Annotated in this window: 13 protein-coding genes and 2 pseudogenes; 7 read left to right on the plus strand and 8 right to left on the minus strand. The window is 61.7% G+C overall.

Annotated features, from left to right (window positions below):
* Positions 1 to 12: 12 nt before the first annotated feature.
* Positions 13 to 204: pseudogene (locus FVF58_RS36105) on the minus strand (PfkB family carbohydrate kinase); the annotation flags it as partial.
* On the opposite strand from FVF58_RS36105, the gene FVF58_RS53275 reads away from it, so the two are divergent.
* Positions 143 to 346: a hypothetical protein gene (locus tag FVF58_RS53275; protein WP_246217338.1), complete on the plus strand. Its 204-nt coding sequence runs from the start codon at positions 143 to 145 to the stop codon at positions 344 to 346. The pseudogene FVF58_RS36105 and the gene FVF58_RS53275 overlap by 62 nt on opposite strands.
* A gap of 34 nt (positions 347 to 380) precedes the next feature.
* Here the strand turns inward: FVF58_RS53275 and FVF58_RS36110 are convergent, their stop codons facing one another.
* From FVF58_RS36110 to FVF58_RS36125, 4 genes are all read right to left on the minus strand, one after another.
* Positions 381 to 1,331, minus strand: coding sequence for an ABC transporter substrate-binding protein (locus FVF58_RS36110; RefSeq protein ID WP_149674504.1), 951 nt, complete (start codon positions 1,329 to 1,331; stop codon positions 381 to 383).
* 104 nt (positions 1,332 to 1,435) lie between these two features.
* Positions 1,436 to 2,473, minus strand: a complete 1,038-nt coding sequence (locus FVF58_RS36115; RefSeq protein ID WP_149674505.1) for an ABC transporter permease subunit — start codon at positions 2,471 to 2,473, stop codon at positions 1,436 to 1,438.
* A 41-nt stretch (positions 2,474 to 2,514) separates the two neighbouring features.
* Positions 2,515 to 4,065, minus strand: coding sequence for a sugar ABC transporter ATP-binding protein (locus FVF58_RS36120; protein WP_149674506.1), 1,551 nt, complete (start codon positions 4,063 to 4,065; stop codon positions 2,515 to 2,517).
* On the minus strand, positions 4,052 to 5,302 hold the full coding sequence (locus tag FVF58_RS36125; protein WP_149674507.1) for an ROK family transcriptional regulator: 1,251 nt from the start codon (positions 5,300 to 5,302) through the stop codon (positions 4,052 to 4,054). The genes FVF58_RS36120 and FVF58_RS36125 overlap by 14 nt, the downstream gene beginning before the upstream one ends.
* 121 nt (positions 5,303 to 5,423) lie before the next feature.
* Between FVF58_RS36125 and FVF58_RS36130 the strand changes: the two genes are divergently transcribed.
* Together FVF58_RS36130 and FVF58_RS36135 are read left to right on the plus strand one after the other, a co-directional pair.
* Entirely contained in the window at positions 5,424 to 6,071 is a 648-nt protein-coding gene (locus tag FVF58_RS36130; protein ID WP_149674508.1) for an NAD(P)-dependent oxidoreductase, read from the plus strand.
* A 383-nt stretch (positions 6,072 to 6,454) separates the two neighbouring features.
* Positions 6,455 to 7,378 (plus strand): annotated as a pseudogene (locus FVF58_RS36135) (outer membrane protein assembly factor BamB family protein); the annotation flags it as partial.
* A 113-nt stretch (positions 7,379 to 7,491) separates the two neighbouring features.
* Here the strand turns inward: FVF58_RS36135 and FVF58_RS36140 are convergent.
* A complete protein-coding gene (locus FVF58_RS36140) occupies positions 7,492 to 8,655 on the minus strand; it encodes a M20 aminoacylase family protein (RefSeq protein ID WP_149674509.1) in 1,164 nt (387 codons plus the stop codon).
* A 36-nt stretch (positions 8,656 to 8,691) separates the two neighbouring features.
* The gene (locus FVF58_RS36145) at positions 8,692 to 9,921 is read right to left on the minus strand and encodes a diaminopropionate ammonia-lyase (RefSeq protein ID WP_149674510.1); all 1,230 of its coding nucleotides are present in this window, start codon (positions 9,919 to 9,921) and stop codon (positions 8,692 to 8,694) included.
* Positions 9,922 to 10,092: 171 nt separating this feature from the next.
* On the opposite strand from FVF58_RS36145, the gene FVF58_RS36150 reads away from it, so the two are divergent.
* The gene (locus tag FVF58_RS36150; RefSeq protein ID WP_149674511.1) at positions 10,093 to 10,569 is read left to right on the plus strand and encodes an Lrp/AsnC family transcriptional regulator; all 477 of its coding nucleotides are present in this window, start codon (positions 10,093 to 10,095) and stop codon (positions 10,567 to 10,569) included.
* A gap of 132 nt (positions 10,570 to 10,701) precedes the next feature.
* Here the strand turns inward: FVF58_RS36150 and FVF58_RS36155 are convergent, their stop codons facing one another.
* The gene (locus FVF58_RS36155) at positions 10,702 to 11,838 is read right to left on the minus strand and encodes a branched-chain amino acid ABC transporter substrate-binding protein (protein WP_149674512.1); all 1,137 of its coding nucleotides are present in this window, start codon (positions 11,836 to 11,838) and stop codon (positions 10,702 to 10,704) included.
* A gap of 629 nt (positions 11,839 to 12,467) precedes the next feature.
* On the opposite strand from FVF58_RS36155, the gene FVF58_RS36160 reads away from it, so the two are divergent.
* The 3 genes from FVF58_RS36160 (at position 12,468) to FVF58_RS36170 (ending at position 15,407) form a co-directional block, all read left to right on the plus strand.
* Complete coding sequence (locus tag FVF58_RS36160) at positions 12,468 to 12,956, plus strand: DUF4440 domain-containing protein (protein WP_149674513.1); 489 nt, start codon at positions 12,468 to 12,470, stop codon at positions 12,954 to 12,956.
* Positions 12,957 to 13,810: 854 nt separating this feature from the next.
* Positions 13,811 to 14,530 (plus strand): FadR/GntR family transcriptional regulator, encoded by a 720-nt coding sequence (locus tag FVF58_RS36165; RefSeq protein ID WP_149674514.1) that lies wholly within the window; start codon positions 13,811 to 13,813, stop codon positions 14,528 to 14,530.
* Between the two features lie 109 nt (positions 14,531 to 14,639).
* A complete protein-coding gene (locus FVF58_RS36170; protein ID WP_149674515.1) occupies positions 14,640 to 15,407 on the plus strand; it encodes an SDR family oxidoreductase in 768 nt (255 codons plus the stop codon).
* The last annotated feature ends 83 nt before the right edge of the window (positions 15,408 to 15,490 follow it).

The raw sequence follows: 15,490 nt of genomic DNA on the forward strand, positions 1-15,490 counted from the left end.
TGAGTAGGAATCCTACAAACCAGCCAGCGCAGTCACCTCGTCCATGGTGGGAGCATAGGCTCCTTGCTGCGCACACACCACGGCTGCACAAGCGGCAGAAAAGCGCAGATGGGATGTCGGCGGTGCGTCAGGCCGACTGAGCATGCTCGCCATCCAGGCGCCGACGCAGGCATCGCCGCAGCCGACGGTGTCTCTTGGCGTAGTCGACGAAGATACCGGCCGCCTCCAGCGAGAATCGCTCGAAACGTTCGTCATCCTGCGCAAAAAGACCGGCTATCGAAATACGCGCGATGCTCTCGCGATGTTCTGCGAGCGCCCGCCAGGCGGGCGACTGAGTGAGATTTGACATGCTGATCCAGCGTGTAATTGACGGTGTGAGCTTAGTGGGGCGCGGACCAGCCCTTGTAGCTGTTCACGTTGTCCCGAGTCACGAGCGTCGATGGCAGCAGGATCATCGAGTTGGCGGGCTTCTTGCCGTTCATGATGCCGTAGCCGACCGTCACGGCCGTTTGCGCCATGGACCACGGATCCTGGCTCGCGGAAGCCTGGACCAGTGTGTCGGTCTTCAGAGCGTTTTCGATGTCCGGTGCACCGTCGACGGACGTAATGAAGAGGTTTTTGCGGTTGAGTTGCTTGGCCGCCAGATCGCTGCCCACTGCCTGCGGGTCGTTGATCGCGAATACCGCATCGACTTTCGGGAACCGCGTGAGATAGCCCTGCATGGCGTTCATGCCGCCTTCGCGGGAGCCCTTTGCATCCTGATCGTCAGACAGCACCTTGAGATCCGGATGCTTCGCGAATACCGACTTGCAACCCTTCACCCGGTCGACCACCGCCGAGACGGGGGGCCCGTTTTCGATGATGACGTTGCCCTTGCCGTTGAGTTTTTTGGCGATGTAATCGCATGAGATTTCTCCGGCCTGGACGTTGTTGGTCTGCACCGTGGCGTCAGCGCCCGCGGCGGCCACATCGACTGCGACGACCACGATGCCAGCGGCCTGAGCCTTCTTCACGGCAGGCTCGATGGCCTTCGGGTCTGCTGCGTTGAGCAGGATCATGTCAACGTGAGCGGCGATGAAGTTGTCGATCTGCGTGAACTGTTTGTTCATGTCGTAGTCTGCCGACACTGCGGTGACGTTCGCGCTTGGGTTGATCTGTTTCGCCTTCGCCTCGGCGCCTTTGACGATCGTGACGAAGTAGGGGTTGCCGAGGGATCCGACGGTGATGCCAATCGCCTTGAGCGGCTTGTCGGCGGCTTTCGCCGCGGGCAGCGTGAGGCTGAGGCCCATCGCTAGGGCGATGCTGACGAAAGCGACTTTTTGCTTGAACATTTTCTCTGTCTCCAAGGTGGTCCATTGGGTGAGTGGGGCGCAAGGGGACCGGTTTGCGCCCATGGGTTTTTGAAGCGAGCGGGAACAGCGTGGGAAGGCGTATTTCAGGTGCGGGCTGATCCGCGTTGACGGAAGCGGTCGAGCGCCACGGCGCCGATGATGACGAGGCCCTTGATGATGTATTGCCAGACGTCGGATACGCCGAGCAAAACCAGTCCGTTGGTCAGGACTGCGATGATCAGCGCGCCAACCAGCGTGCCGACGATTGAGCCCACGCCGCCGACGAAGCTGGTGCCGCCGAGAATCACCGCGGCGATAGCGTCCAGTTCGTACGACTGTCCCATCTGCAGACCGTTCGCCGCATAAAGGCGGGCTGCGGACATCACTGCGCCCAAGCCGGCAAGCAGACCCGACATCGCATAGACGAACATCTGGATGCCCCACACCTTGATGCCCGACAGGCGAGCGGCTTCGGGGTTGCCGCCGACCGAGTAGATGCGCAGTCCGAGGACGGTGCGACGCAGGATGAACCACGACAGCGCGACCACCGCGATCGCGATCACCACAAGCCAGGGGACGCCGAGGACCGTGCCATTGCCAATGAAGGCGAACGACAGTTGCGGATTGAAGACGGTCGTGTCATGGCCGAGCAGTCGGGCAACACCGCGCACCGCAGTCAGCGCGCCGAGTGTGACGATGAAAGGCGGCAGCCTCAGGAGGGCGATCAGCGCGCCGTTGATCAGGCCGAAGCCGATCCCGACGGCGAGGGCGGTCGGGATGCCGAGCCAGCCCCAGCCAGGAATGTTCGACGCAAGCAAGGCCGCCACCGCGGCGGCCGACAACACCGAGCCGACTGACAGATCGATCCCGCCCGTCAGAATGACAAAGGTCATCCCGGCGGCCAGCACGATGTTGATCGATGCCTGCTGCGTGACGATCGACAGGTTCTGCAGACTGAAAAAGCTGTCGGTACCGACGCCGAAGCCGATGCACAGCAGCACGAGCACGGGCAGCATGCCTGCCGTTCGCATCAGCGACTGCATGCGCTCGCGGTGTTCGATACGCGACTGCCGCTGGACCTGGGTGGGTGCTTTCGGGACCGGGACTGCGTCGGCGTCGTGGTGCTTGGTGGTATTGCTCATGTCGTCCTCCTAAATACTCGAGATCCTGTCTCTTTCAGAAATCAGGCAGCTTCGCCCAGCGCGGGGCGAGAGCCCGTGGCCAGTTCGATGATGGTTTCCTGAACAATTGGCGTGCCGGTGTGCCCGCCGAGTTCACCCGCAAATTCGCCTTCGCGCATCACCAGCACGCGATCGGCCACACCGATGATTTCCGGCAGCTCGCTCGATATGACGATGATGCCCACGCCCGAGCGCGCGAGGTCGTTGATGATCCGGTAGATCTCGGACTTCGCGCCGATGTCCACCCCGCGTGTCGGCTCGTCAAGAATGAGCACGCGCGGCTTGGTCTCGAGCAGGCGCGACAGCAACACTTTTTGCTGGTTACCGCCGGAGAGCGCGCCCGCGTTGACCTTGGCGTTCGGTACGCGGATGGAGAGCGCGGAGATCGCATCGCGTGCGCGGGAAGCACCGCGCGCCAGATCGAGTACTCCGAGCCGCGCGTCCCGGTTGCAGACCGCGACGTTGATGTTGTCGCGCACGCTCATGTCGAGAAAGAGGCCTTGGCCCTTGCGGTCTTCGGTGAGGTAGACGAGGCCCGCGTCGATTGCATCTCGCGGGGTGCGCAGTGCGAGAACCTTGCCGTCCACTGCCACTTCGCCGCTGACGCGCGGTTCGGCGCCAAAGATGAGGCGGGCCAGTTCGGTGCGCCCGGCGCCCACGAGGCCAGCGATGCCGAGGACTTCGCCCGCGTGAAGATCCAGGCTGCAGCCGCGCACGCGTCCTGTGTCGGCGACATTGCGCACCGACAGCACGACTTTGCCCGGATCGTAGGGCGCGTGCTGCTTCTTGTAGAAGCCGGAGATGTCGCGACCAACCATCATTTTCACGAGACTCTCGGCGGAGAGCTGGTCGCGGTCCAGCGTGCCGACATAGGTGCCGTCGCGCAGCACGGAAACGCGATCGGAAAGCTCATAGATCTCTGCCATCCGATGGCTGATGTAGATGATCGCGAGCCCTTCGGCGCGCAACTGGCGGATCAGATCGAACAGACGGTCCGTCTCGCGCGACGACAGCGGTGTAGTGGGCTCGTCCATCACGAGGATACGTGCGCGGGTGTGGACAGCCCGTGCGATCTCGACGAGTTGCCGCTCGGCGATGGACAGGTCGCCCACCAGGGTATGCGGCCTGAAGGCAGCACCCAGGCGTTTGAGCACGGCTTCGCAGGCGCGCTCCATTCCCTGGCGGTCGATTACGCCCCAGCGGCCACCCTTGCGCAATTCGCGCCCCGCGTGGATGTTTTCGGCGACCGACAGATTGGGCGCAAGGCTTAATTCCTGGTAGATGACAGCCACACCAAGGGCTCTCGCTGCGAGGGGGCCGTCGATGACCTCAGCCTTGCCGTCGATGAGAATCTGTCCGCCTGCGTCGGCCTGGTAAGCGCCTGAGAGGATTTTCATCAGGGTCGACTTGCCGGCGCCGTTTTCGCCCATCAGCGAATGCACTTCGCCTGGATACACGGTGAGGCGCACGTTGTCGAGCGCGCGCACACCGGGAAAGGTTTTGCTGATGCCACGCATCTCCAGCAGCGCGGGGCGGGATTCAGAACTGGACATGGGTCACCTCCTGGGGTGTAGTACCCGCGCCTTTGAGAATTCCCGTGCGCGGCGAAAAGTTGAAGAACATCGGCAGCGTTGCGGCGCCGATCGCGCCTGCATCCGGCCCGAACGTGCCTTGCACCATCTCCGGGGTGCCGCGCGCTTCCGGCGCGGTCGCGATCATGGCGGTGCGCAGGCGCTTCATCAGGGTATTGAGCAACCCGCAGTCGACGTCGGCGTCGAGGATGACGACCGGAACGTCGAGCACGCACAGCATCGAGCGCAGGGCGGGGGCAAGCGCATCGATGCAATCGTCGATCCATTCATCGACGGCTGGCAGACCGCGCGCCAAGCAGGCTTCGATATCCGCCCGCTTTTCAATCGACTCGCCGCAGTAGCGCAGATGCCGTGTGAGCGCGTTGAGGGACGCGCGTGAGAGCAGGATGTCCCATTGCCCTCTGGGCTGAAGGGCTGAAGGCAGGCGGCTGGGCGGAACCGGCATGACGCCGATATCGCCCGCATTGCCGCTCACGCCGCGCAGACAATCGCCGTCTACAGCGATGCCGCCGCCTATCGCCGGCCCGAGAAACAGGTAGATGAAATCGTCCGATTGACGCCCGTGGCCGTAGAACAGCTCAGCGATGGCGGCAGCGTTGCCGTCGTTCTCGCTGAACACCGGCAGGGACAGGGCCCGCCCGAGTTCGCTCGCGAAGTCCACGCCGTCCCAGGCGCGGAAGGTGTCGGCCGGCAGGCCAAGTTCGCGCAGCCAGCTTCCCAGGTTGTATGGCTGCGCGACGCCGACGCCGGCCAGCCGCTCGCGTTCGTGCGAGGTGAGGACCTGAAGGATGCCGTGAATATCGTCCTGCACGATTTCGAGCACCCTGGCGGGGTGGGGCAGCACCACGTCGTGCGCGCGGCGAGCCAGCACCTCTCCAGCAAAGTTCACCAGCACCGTCTCGATGGTGGTTCGGTCGAGCCGCACGCCAATGCCGAAGGCGCCGCGCGGGTGCAGGCGGATCAGGGAGGCGGGCTGGCCGCGCTGGCCTTCCAGACGGCGGCCGGTGAATTCGATCAGTCCGGCCTCGCCAAGTGACGCGACGATGCTGCCCACCGCCGTGCCTGTCAGGTTCGCCAGGCGTGCCAGGTCAGCTTTCGATGCGGGTCCCGTACGACGCAGCGCCTGCAGCAACAGGCGCTCGTTGTAACGACGCACGTTTGCCGAATTGCTGCCTTGACCGATATGAGGACTTCTCACGTGTCTCCTCCGGAGGGATCGTCGTCTGGTTGGCGACTAAATAAATCAAGTTGATTTATTTAATACCGTAGAACGGCGCGTGTCAGCCAGGGGAAATCCTGGGCGGGCGTCGGAGTGGAGCATGTCCGGATGCGCGACGATGCGTGCGTCGAGCGTGCTGATCGTAATGAGCTCGATTCCTGTCGAGACGGCGCAGCGCCACGCCGAGGCCGCGGCGGCACGCGGCATCGGCTATCTCGACGCGCCCGTTTCCGGCGGCGAGAAAGGCGCGCAGGATGGCACGCTCGCGATCATGGCCGGCGGCGAGGCGGAGGTCTTCGAACGCGTGCGCGCCGTATTGCAGACGATGGGCCGTCCGACGCGCATCGGCCCGGCGGGCACGGGCCAGCTCGCGAAGCTCGTCAACCAGATGATGGTAGCGAGCACGATCGCCACGGTCGCCGAAGCGATGCTGCTCGCGGAACGCGGCGGCGCCGATCCCGCGCAAGTCCGCGCGGCGCTGCTTGGAGGATTCGCCGACTCGACGATCCTCCGCCAGCACGCGGCACGCATGATCGCGCGAGACTTTGTGCCGGGCGGTCCGGCCAAGTATCAGATCAAGGATACGAAGACCGCGCTCGATTTCGCGCAGAGCTTGGGGCTGGAGTTGCCGGTACTGGGGCTCGTCGATGGCCTCTTCACTGACATGGTCGAACATGGCGACGGCGAGCTGGACCACAGCGCACTGATTCTGGAACTGCGCAGGCGCAACGGCTTGCCGGTGTCATGACGCTGTGACGAACGGATCTTTTGACTCAACACGCGCCATGCGTCGTTCCACGCTATCTTCCGGGAGGCCGTAAGGGACTACGGCTGGTATTGATACATACCATGGTCGCACGCTTGCGCCACGTACGACGCGCGGCTTATATCCCGTTCCTAGAACAGAGCGGCGAAGCCGAATTTCGTGTCAATTGCCATGCACGCGATTTCCCATCGCCGATTTGAAGTAAATCGGCAGCGACGTCCGTCACGCAGCCAGCCACTCACGCCTGTTCAAAACGTTGCGTAAGCTATTGATTCCATTAGGACGTGTCGGCACATTTTCAGACGCTGGATTATCGCGACAAGACAGCATAAGTCACTGATCAATAAAAAGAATTTTGATGATTCCGGAGTCTTCCAGTCGTGTACGCCCCCGCGAAGACGGGCAACCTGTTCGTGTTGGACCGACGCACCGGCGCGCTCGTAGTGCCCGCACCCGAAATGCCGGTGCCGCAGGGCGCAGCGCCCGGTGACCACGTTTCGTCGACGCAACCGTTCTCCCAGCTTACGTTCCGTCCGAAGAAGCTGCTCACCGACGCCGACATGTGGGGAGCGACGATGTACGACCAGCTCGTGTGCCGCGTGATGTTCCACAAGCTGCGCTACGAAGGCACTTTCACACCACCTTCGCTACAGGGTACGCTCGTGTTTCCGGGCAACCTCGGCATGTTCGAGTGGGGCGGCCTTGCCATCGATACCGACCGTCAGATTGCCGTTGCAAACCCGATCGCGCTGCCGTTCGTTTCGCGTCTGATCCCGCGCGGCCCGGGCAATCCGATGGAGCCGGTGCCGGCCGCCAAGGGCAGCGGCACGGAGTCGGGCATCCAGCCGCAATATGGCGTGCCGTACGGCGTGACGCTCAACGCGTTCCTCTCGCCATTCGGCTTGCCGTGCAAGCAGCCGGCTTGGGGCTATATCTCCGCGATCGATCTCAAGACCAATGAGATCGTATGGAAAAAACGCATCGGCACCGTGCGCGACAACTCGCCGGTTCCGCTGCCATTCAGAATGGGCATGCCGATGCTAGGCGGCCCGATCGTCACGGCGGGCGGCGTCGTCTTCATCGGCGGGACGGCGGACAACTACCTTCGCGCGTTCGATGCGAACAACGGCCAGGAGCTTTGGCGGGCGCGCCTGCCTGCCGGCGGCCAGGCCACGCCGATGAGCTACTCCGTGAACGGCCGCCAGTTTGTGGTGATCGCGGCCGGTGGTCACGGTTCGTTCGGGACCAAACTCGGCGACTATGTGATTGCCTATGCGCTTCCACAGTAAGCGGCGCTCCACCCGCACTACCTCGGGGACTGTCGATCATGGAAGATGGCCCGCGATTCCGGACGAAAGCGGGCTGGCCGTTGTTCAAGCCGGCGACTCGAAGCGGATGTCACTCAGGAAAGAGGAAGCGCGAGTCGCGCTATCTCAGCAAAGTATCGCGCGCCGGTGAGCAATATCTCGTCGTTGAAGTCGTATGTGGCGTTGTGGAGCGGAATACCTCCTTCCTTCCCCGTATCGCCGTTGCCAATGAAAATAAAGTTGCCAGGTACGGCCTGAAGGAACGCACCGAAATCCTCGGAGATCATCATGGGCTGCACGCTGACGTCGACTTTATCCACGCCGGCGATACTGCGGGCCGCGGCAACGGCAAGGTCCACATATTCCGGTGAATTGACGGTGGGCGCAAATTCGTGCGTGTATTCGAACGTGCATTCAGCCCCGTGCGCATGGCAGATGCCTTCGCTGATTTCGCGCATGCGGGTTGCGAGCATCGCCTGGACTTCGGGTGCATAGCTGCGCGTATCACCCTTGATCGTCACGTTCGACGGGATGACGTTGCGGATACCGTCCGTGATGAATTCCGTGCAGGAGATCACCGCCTGCAGGCTCGGATCAAGATTGCGGGACACAATTGTCTGTAATGCCAGCACGATTTGCGACGCGATCACGATGGGATCGATGCCCATGTGCGGCCTGGCTGCATGCGTGCCACGGGCCTTGATGTGAATGACGAAATTGTCTTCGCTGGCCATGATGCCGCCGGCGCGCGTCGCGAATGTCCCGGCGGGCATGCCGGGCATATTGTGCGCACCAAAGATCGCGTCGACGGGATATCGCTCGAAGAGCCCGTCTTTCATCATCGCTTTCGCGCCGCGGCCGTGTTCTTCGGCCGGCTGAAAAATGAATCGCACAGTGCCGCTGAAGTCCCTTCGTTCGGCAAGCAGACGCGCCGCGCCGAGAATCATCGACATATGTCCATCGTGTCCGCAGGCGTGCATCTTGCCTTGCGATCGCGAGGCATGCGGGCGGCCCGGTGCGTTCTCCGCGATATTCAACGCATCCATGTCGGCGCGCAGGCCAATCACGCCGCGGCCATTGCCGACTGCGAGGTTGGCGACCAGACCCGTTCCGCCAATGCCCCGGTGCACGTCAAGGCCGAGGGCTTTCAAAGCCCTCGCGACATAGTCCGAAGTGGCAACTTCCTCAAAACCGGTTTCCGGGTTCTGGTGCAGATGCTGGCGCCAACTCTTCAATTGCGATTGCAAGGAGCTTTCCATAATGCGTATCCCTTTTCGATAGCGATTTGGATTGTCTTATCGAACTGCTGCTTTCAGCCATTGAGCCTGACGCGCAAGAACTGAGTCGGCCGTCTCGCCTACATATTGGCTGTAGAGCGACGGAGCCGTCGCTCCCTCCGTGCTGATCACCAGAACTCGTGATTCCCTATTCAAACCGATGGCGCGCGCAAGTTGTGAATGGCGCATCACTACTTCGACGCCGGCATAGCCTGCTGCGCCGGATTCGCCGATTACCAGCGGAATGTCTGCGCCGGTTCCGGCCGCGAGCCTGCCCATTGCCCCGATCGCGTCTTCATCGCTGATCGTCATGAAATCGTCGATGCACGGCTCGAGGATCTTCCACGCAAGTGGTGAAGCTTCGCCGCACGCAAGACCTGCCATGACTGAATCTACGGAGCCAGTCGCTTTCGCCGCCCGGCCTTGGAGCGCGCTTTGATACAGACAATCCGCCTGCTGCGGCTCGACGACGACGAAGCGTGGACGTTTGCGGCCATGAATCTCCCAGAGATAGCTGGCGAGCCCAGCAGCGAGACCGCCGACACCGCCTTGCAGAAATACGTGCGTGAACGCGGATTCGTCTGCATGGCTTCCAGACTGCTCCACGATCTCGGCCGCGATCGCGCCATAACCCTGCATGACGTCGCGAGGAATGGCTTCATATCCTTCATAGGATGTGTCTGAGACCACGTGCCAGCCGTTTTCCTTCGCAAGGCGTGCGGCTTCTTGCACCGACTCGTCGTAGTTGCCCCTGATGCGAATGATTTGCGCGCCATACGCAGCGATGGCCTGTTCGCGCTCGGCGCTCACGTTGGCGTGCAAGACGATCACGCAATTGCAACCGAGCGTTTGTGCCGCAGCGGCCAAGGCCTTGCCATGGTTGCCGTCGGTCGCACTGATCACGGCGAGGTTCGTGAGCATTGCCTTGTAGCGTCCCTGGATCAAGCCCTTCGGATCGAGATCATGCTCGGGCCACAAACGCAGAATCAGGCGTATGAGCGCGATCGGTGCGCCCAGAGCCTTGAAGCTACCGAGTGGTGAGCGGACGGATTCGTCCTTGATGCTCAGACGCGCCACGCCGAGTCGTGCTGCCGCATCGGGCAGATCCCATAGAGGCGTAGCGAACGAACTGAGAAGCTGCCAGTTCTTAAGCCATGCACGGCTCTGTTCAGCGGACTCGACACTCAGCATAGTCTTCAGTTCGTTGGGATAGTCAGTGTGCGACGCGTGCTTGTTAGCGATCAGCATTGCGGTGCGGCTCCAGTGAGTCAGTGTCCGGGGCGGACCGTCGCATTACCCCTGCGGGAAATCGACACGCCAGCCAATGACAAAATAATATTGCTTGACGTGGTTAAATTAATCCCTAAATCTTGGGTCCTCACGCAATAATTTCTCACTTTCGTACCAGGACCCCACACCATGGCTATCACCCTCGATGTATTCGATCGCAAGCTGCTAGCCGAGGTCCAGCAGGACGCGCAACTGCCCCAAAATGAACTTGGCGCGCGGGTCAATCTCTCGACTGCCGCCGTGAACCGCCGTTTGCGCCGCCTGGCCGAAGACGGCGTGATTGACCGGTATGCGGCCATCGTCTCGCCCGAAAAGGTGGGATGTCCTCTTACTATTGTTTCCATGGTGGAAGTCGAGAGTGAGCAAATCGATCTGCTCGATTCCATGAAGCGGACCTTTGAACGGTGTCCGCAGATTCAGCAGTGCTACTACGTCGCGGGCGAGTGGGATTTCGTACTGATCCTGACCGTGCGGGACATGGAGCAATACAACGACCTGACCCGGCAGCTTTTCTTTTCCAATAACAACGTCAAGCGCTTCAAGACGCTCGTGAGCATGAGCCGGGTAAAGGTCGGGCTCGGCGTACCGGTAGAGATCGACGACTGAAGCAGTTCATCCGGCGCGGCAGCCGGCCGCGCGGAACGTGACGTGTCCATTGCGTCGCCGCCGGCACGCGGCTGACGACGCCCACCGCGTTTCCGTGACGGACCTCGAGTTGATCATCGTGACGAAAGTGGCTTATCTGACGACGCTCGCGTCGTGCCAGTCGCCCTGGCCAAACTGCCGGACAGTAATCGCGCCGTTGCGAATGTCGCCGCTTTCGTCGAACTTGATCGGTCCCGTCACACCGTCCAGTGCAAGCTTCTGAAGCTTCGGCAAATAGACTTTCGGGTCGACCGACTCGGCAGCCTGCATCGCACCGGCCATCGCCATCACGGCGTCATACGCATACGGCGCGTAGAGTTGCACTGGAACGCCGAACCGCTGCTGGTAGCGCTTGAAGAAGGCGTCCCCCTGCGGCATTTTCGACGGCGGCACGCCCGCCAGCGTGCAATACGTGCCGCTGTTCATCGCGGCACCCGCGAGCTTGATGAATTGCGGCGTACAGGCCTCATCACCCGCGATGAGTTTGGCCTTCAGACCCAACTTCTGCGCCTGCTGGACGAATGCGGCCGCTTGCGTATCTCCGCCTGTGAAGACGATCCCATCGGGGACGTGGCTCTTGATAGTCGTGAGGACCGCCATCCAGTTAGTGGTCTTGTCGGTGCCGTATTCACGCGCGACAACGGTGCCTCCCGAAGCCTTGACCGCTTTTTCGACTTCGTCGGCGAGTCCCTGTCCGTAGGCTGTTCGATCGTCGACGATCGCAATCTTCGTCGACTTCAGTTCCTTCACAAGATAGGTGCCGATGACCGTTCCTTGTCGCACGTCGTTCGCAACCATGCGAAAGACGTTCTTGTAGCCCTGCGCCGTGAGCTTGGGGTTGGTAGCGGACTCGGTGATCATCGGTATCCCTGCATCCGAATAGATCTTCGATGCGGGAATCGACGTGCCGGAGTTGGCGTGGCCGACCACGCCTGCAACGCGGTCATCGACCAGTTTTTGCGCTACAGTCACGGCGGTTTTCGGGTCGGCGGCGTCGTCCTGCGAATCCAGTACGAACGTGACCGGCTGCCCTCCGATACGGAGTTTCTTCGCGTTGAGATCCTCGATTGCGAGCCGGACGCCATTCTCGTCGTCCTTGCCTATGTGGGACAGCTCGCCAGTTAATGGTGATACCTGGCCGATCTTGACCGTGACGTCTGCCTCTGCCAGAAGCGGCTGCAGCGCGAACACCATCATCAGAAGAGGAGGGAAGAATTTCAGGTTTTTCATGCTCGGGCGCTCACTAGGTTGCGTCGACGGATTGAAGGAAACTCTGGCACTTCCGCGGCCTTTTCTGATCGCGTGATGCTGTAACGATCGTAAAGGTGCGCTGCGATTGCCAAAATCCGCCGATTGCCCTGTGCCGCAATTTCTAATCGTTCCGATGCAGGAAAGTGAGAGATTTTTGACGTCCGTGTCGCCGTGAGCAAGCGAAACAACGGTGAGGTCTGTAAAGCGACAATCGCGTCCTGAACTCTAAGGGTTGGCGAGTATCAACCTTGGCGGTACTCGCGCTTCCCGATGCTTCGCTCGCAGCAACCGGTGCGGCTGCTATGGGTCAAGCAACGGCCGCTTGGACGCATATTGCGGGGGATCGTTGCGGGTCGATCATTCGCGATGCGTTCGTGGCGGCAAGGCCGCGATATCCGCTTTCGGGAAACGACGGCGGCCGACGCGCTGGTTTCCCATCGATCGACACGCGTGGACTGGTGCAGCGCAAGTCGCGTCTGATCCCAGGAACGGCGACGGCGGCGTCTGTCGGCCCAGAGGCCGTTAGTCCGATATGGCTCATACGCAACGGACGGGCCATACTGCAGGCGTTGTGTCTTCCTCCCACCTCCTGATTGGAGAAGTGCGCCATGAAGCTATTTACCATCGCTGTTCTGGCTGTCGCGCTCGCCGGATGCGCCGCGAACCAAGGCATGTCAAACAACGCGCCTGCGTCTGCGTCGCACACAGAAAGCTGTAAGGTCACGTCAGATCAAGAGATTGCGGCGTTGTTTGATCGATGGAATCAGTCGCTGCAAACCGGTGATCCGCACAAGGTGGTCGCCAATTATGCGGAGCGGTCAATTCTTCTTCCAACGATATCCAACAAGCCGCGCCTGACGGTCGCAGACAAAGAAGAATACTTCCATCATTTCCTGCAAGATAGGCCGTCCGGAAAGATTGATTTCCGCTACATTGAACTGGGGTGCAATTCTGCTGTGGACGCTGGGCTTTACACATTTACCTTCGCAAGAACTGGAGCGGTTGTAAAGGCCCGTTACACGTACACCTATCACTGGGATGGCGTGCAATGGCTGATTACGAGTCACCATTCATCGGCTATGCCGGAGAAGCAGTGACAGGGGTTTAAGCCTCGACTGCCGGGTTGCGGCTGCGCGGCGTCAGCAGCGTGGCCAACGTCAATGCTTATGCGCCGTCTGTCATCGTGTCCTTCAACGTGCGGTTGGTTGTCGCGTACGTTGATCGGCAGCTTCGCACCGGTGCAAGAGGGCACGCTATCAGACTGCGCGCGGATGATTGAAGCGAGGGAAGAAATAGGCGGGTCCTTCGTCGCTATTTCATCCGGCATAGTTTCGCGGTGCAAACGGCCCGATTCGCTTGGCCGGTTTTCCGCAATGCTGGCTCAGCATGGCGTCCATGCTTACAACGAAAAGAATCGGCATGGCACGAACGAACGCGGCAGCGCTGGCGACGGCGTTGAGGGCGATCCTTAGGCGACTTGCCCGGCAAAAGCGCGCGCCGACAGCATGAACGCCTGCTGCAGGCACTGTCTGGTTTCGGCAGCGTCACAACGGTCGACGCGCCGTGCTTCCTCGACATTTTCGATCCGCGGGCTCGCGCACGCGAACGGGCAGCTCGCCCCGTTTGGCGCGGCGTTCTCTGTTGCGTTCACTCGGAAGTCCACGTCAAGGGATGCCGGAGGTGGTCGGCGCCTCTGCACAAATGAACCGATACAACGACATCCGGCGCTATCGCGCCACCCACCGCTACTCAGCGTGTGTCCGATTAAGGTCAGGTGTCCGCGGCCCGCTGACGGGATTCCAAGTCTGAACAGTGGCCGCAGTTGATTGGGATCTCCCGGGACTGCGGTCCGTTGTATGTCTGCCGCGACCCTCGAGGGTCATCCCTGGTTGCACAACGCCCTTGTCACATCTATCTTTCTACATCATACGTATGACCTAGAGAGTAAATCGTGGCAACGCTACACAGGCAGGTCCTGAATCAGCTGGGCGAGCAGATCTGTTCAGGTAAATTCATGCCCGGTGACATCCTGCCGGCCGAGCCGATCCTGGCCGAACAGATGCAGGTGAGCCGCATCACCATCCGCGAGACGATGAAGTCGCTCTCGGCCAAGGGCATGCTGCAAGTGCGTCGCCGCTACGGCACGATCGTGCTGCCGCGCGCGCAATGGCAACTGTTCGATCCCGACGTGATCACCTGGCGTGCGCGCGCCGGCGCGATCGAACCGGGGCTCATCGAAGATCTGATGGAGTTGCGGCTGATCATCGAGCCGAACGCAGCCAGGCTCGCCGCGAAACGCGCGACGCCGGAAGATCGCATCGCCGTGCGCCGCGCATTCAAGGCGATGGAGCGTGCGGTGGCCGGCCACGGCGAATATGTCCCCGCCGACCTCGCGTTTCACGGCGCCATCCTTGCCGCCTGTCACAACCAGTTCGTCCAGCAGATGCAGAACGCGCTGTCGGCGATCCTGCGCACGAGCTTCGAACTCAGTTCCGAAATCGCGGGCGGTCCGGCCCGTTCGCTGCCGATGCACGAGGCGCTATGCGTGGCGATCGAGCAGGGCGATCCGGAAGCCGCCGAACAGGCCGTGCTGACGCTGATCAGGCGCGCCGAGCAGGATTTCGAGGACCGCGCCGCGTTGAACAGCACCGCCAACGACCAGCCGGCCTGACGCAGTCCGGTTTCGCCAGCAGCGCATCCAACCCACTTGAATCGCGACGCACAGCGCCGTCGCGATGGGCGCCCTCGCGCCTTTTTCCTGACCACACAGAGGACCCAGCATGACCCATCTATTCGATCTGAGCGGCCGCACGGCGCTTATCACCGGCTCGGCACGCGGTATTGGCTACGCGTTGGCCGAGGGATTGGCGGCGGCGGGCGCCAGCGTCGTGCTCAACGGCACGCGTGCGGATACGGTCGCTGAATCGGTCAGCAAGCTCGCCAGCGTAGGCTACAAGGCGCAGGGCCGTGCCTTCGACGTCACCGACGAAGCGGCCGTCGCCGAGGCTTTCGCGCAGTGGGACAGGGACGGCGTGCCAATCGATATCGTCGTGAATAACGCGGGCATCCAGTTCCGCAAGCCGCTCGTCGATCTTGAACTGAGCGACTGGCAGCGCGTGATCGACACGAACCTGACCAGCGCGTTCATCGTCGCGAAGCAGGCCGCGCGCCGCATGATCGCGCGCGGCACGGGCGGCAAGATCATCAACATCGGCTCGCTCACGAGCGAAGCAGGGCGGGCGACAGTCGGCGCGTACACGGCGGCGAAGGGCGGCATCAAGATGCTGACCCGCGCAATGAGCGCCGAATGGGCGGTCTCGAACATCCAGGCGAACGCGATTGGTCCGGGATACATCCTGACCGACATGAACAAGCCGCTGATCGAGAACGCGGCCTTCGATGCGTGGGTGAAAAGCAGCAACCCTTCGCAACGCTGGGGCACACCGGATGAACTCGTCGGCACGGCGGTGTATCTCGCGTCGCCCGCGTCGAGCTATGTGAACGGTCAGATCATTTACGTGGACGGCGGCTGGCTGGCCGTACTTTGAAGCCGATTTGAATGCAGGGCCGCGCGAGTACAGCAGAACAAAAAAACGACTCGCGCGCAGTCAACCGTTGTATGCGCCGTACC

This window comes from Paraburkholderia panacisoli (assembly GCF_008369935.1).
GTDB classification, from domain to species: Bacteria; Pseudomonadota; Gammaproteobacteria; order Burkholderiales; family Burkholderiaceae; genus Paraburkholderia; species Paraburkholderia panacisoli.

Excerpts from the sequence above, each read along its gene's own strand:
- FVF58_RS53275 (WP_246217338.1), top strand. The coding sequence starts at position 143 with ATGCTCGCCATCCAGGCGCCGACGCAGGCATCGCCGCAGCCGACGGTG.
- FVF58_RS36110 (WP_149674504.1), bottom strand. The coding sequence starts at position 1,331 with ATGTTCAAGCAAAAAGTCGCTTTCGTCAGCATCGCCCTAGCGATGGGC.
- FVF58_RS36115 (WP_149674505.1), bottom strand. The coding sequence starts at position 2,473 with ATGAGCAATACCACCAAGCACCACGACGCCGACGCAGTCCCGGTCCCG.
- FVF58_RS36120 (WP_149674506.1), bottom strand. The coding sequence starts at position 4,065 with ATGTCCAGTTCTGAATCCCGCCCCGCGCTGCTGGAGATGCGTGGCATC.
- FVF58_RS36130 (WP_149674508.1), top strand. The coding sequence starts at position 5,424 with ATGTCCGGATGCGCGACGATGCGTGCGTCGAGCGTGCTGATCGTAATG.
- FVF58_RS36140 (WP_149674509.1), bottom strand. The coding sequence starts at position 8,655 with ATGGAAAGCTCCTTGCAATCGCAATTGAAGAGTTGGCGCCAGCATCTG.
- FVF58_RS36145 (WP_149674510.1), bottom strand. The coding sequence starts at position 9,921 with ATGCTGATCGCTAACAAGCACGCGTCGCACACTGACTATCCCAACGAA.
- FVF58_RS36150 (WP_149674511.1), top strand. The coding sequence starts at position 10,093 with ATGGCTATCACCCTCGATGTATTCGATCGCAAGCTGCTAGCCGAGGTC.
- FVF58_RS36155 (WP_149674512.1), bottom strand. The coding sequence starts at position 11,838 with ATGAAAAACCTGAAATTCTTCCCTCCTCTTCTGATGATGGTGTTCGCG.
- FVF58_RS36160 (WP_149674513.1), top strand. The coding sequence starts at position 12,468 with ATGAAGCTATTTACCATCGCTGTTCTGGCTGTCGCGCTCGCCGGATGC.
- FVF58_RS36170 (WP_149674515.1), top strand. The coding sequence starts at position 14,640 with ATGACCCATCTATTCGATCTGAGCGGCCGCACGGCGCTTATCACCGGC.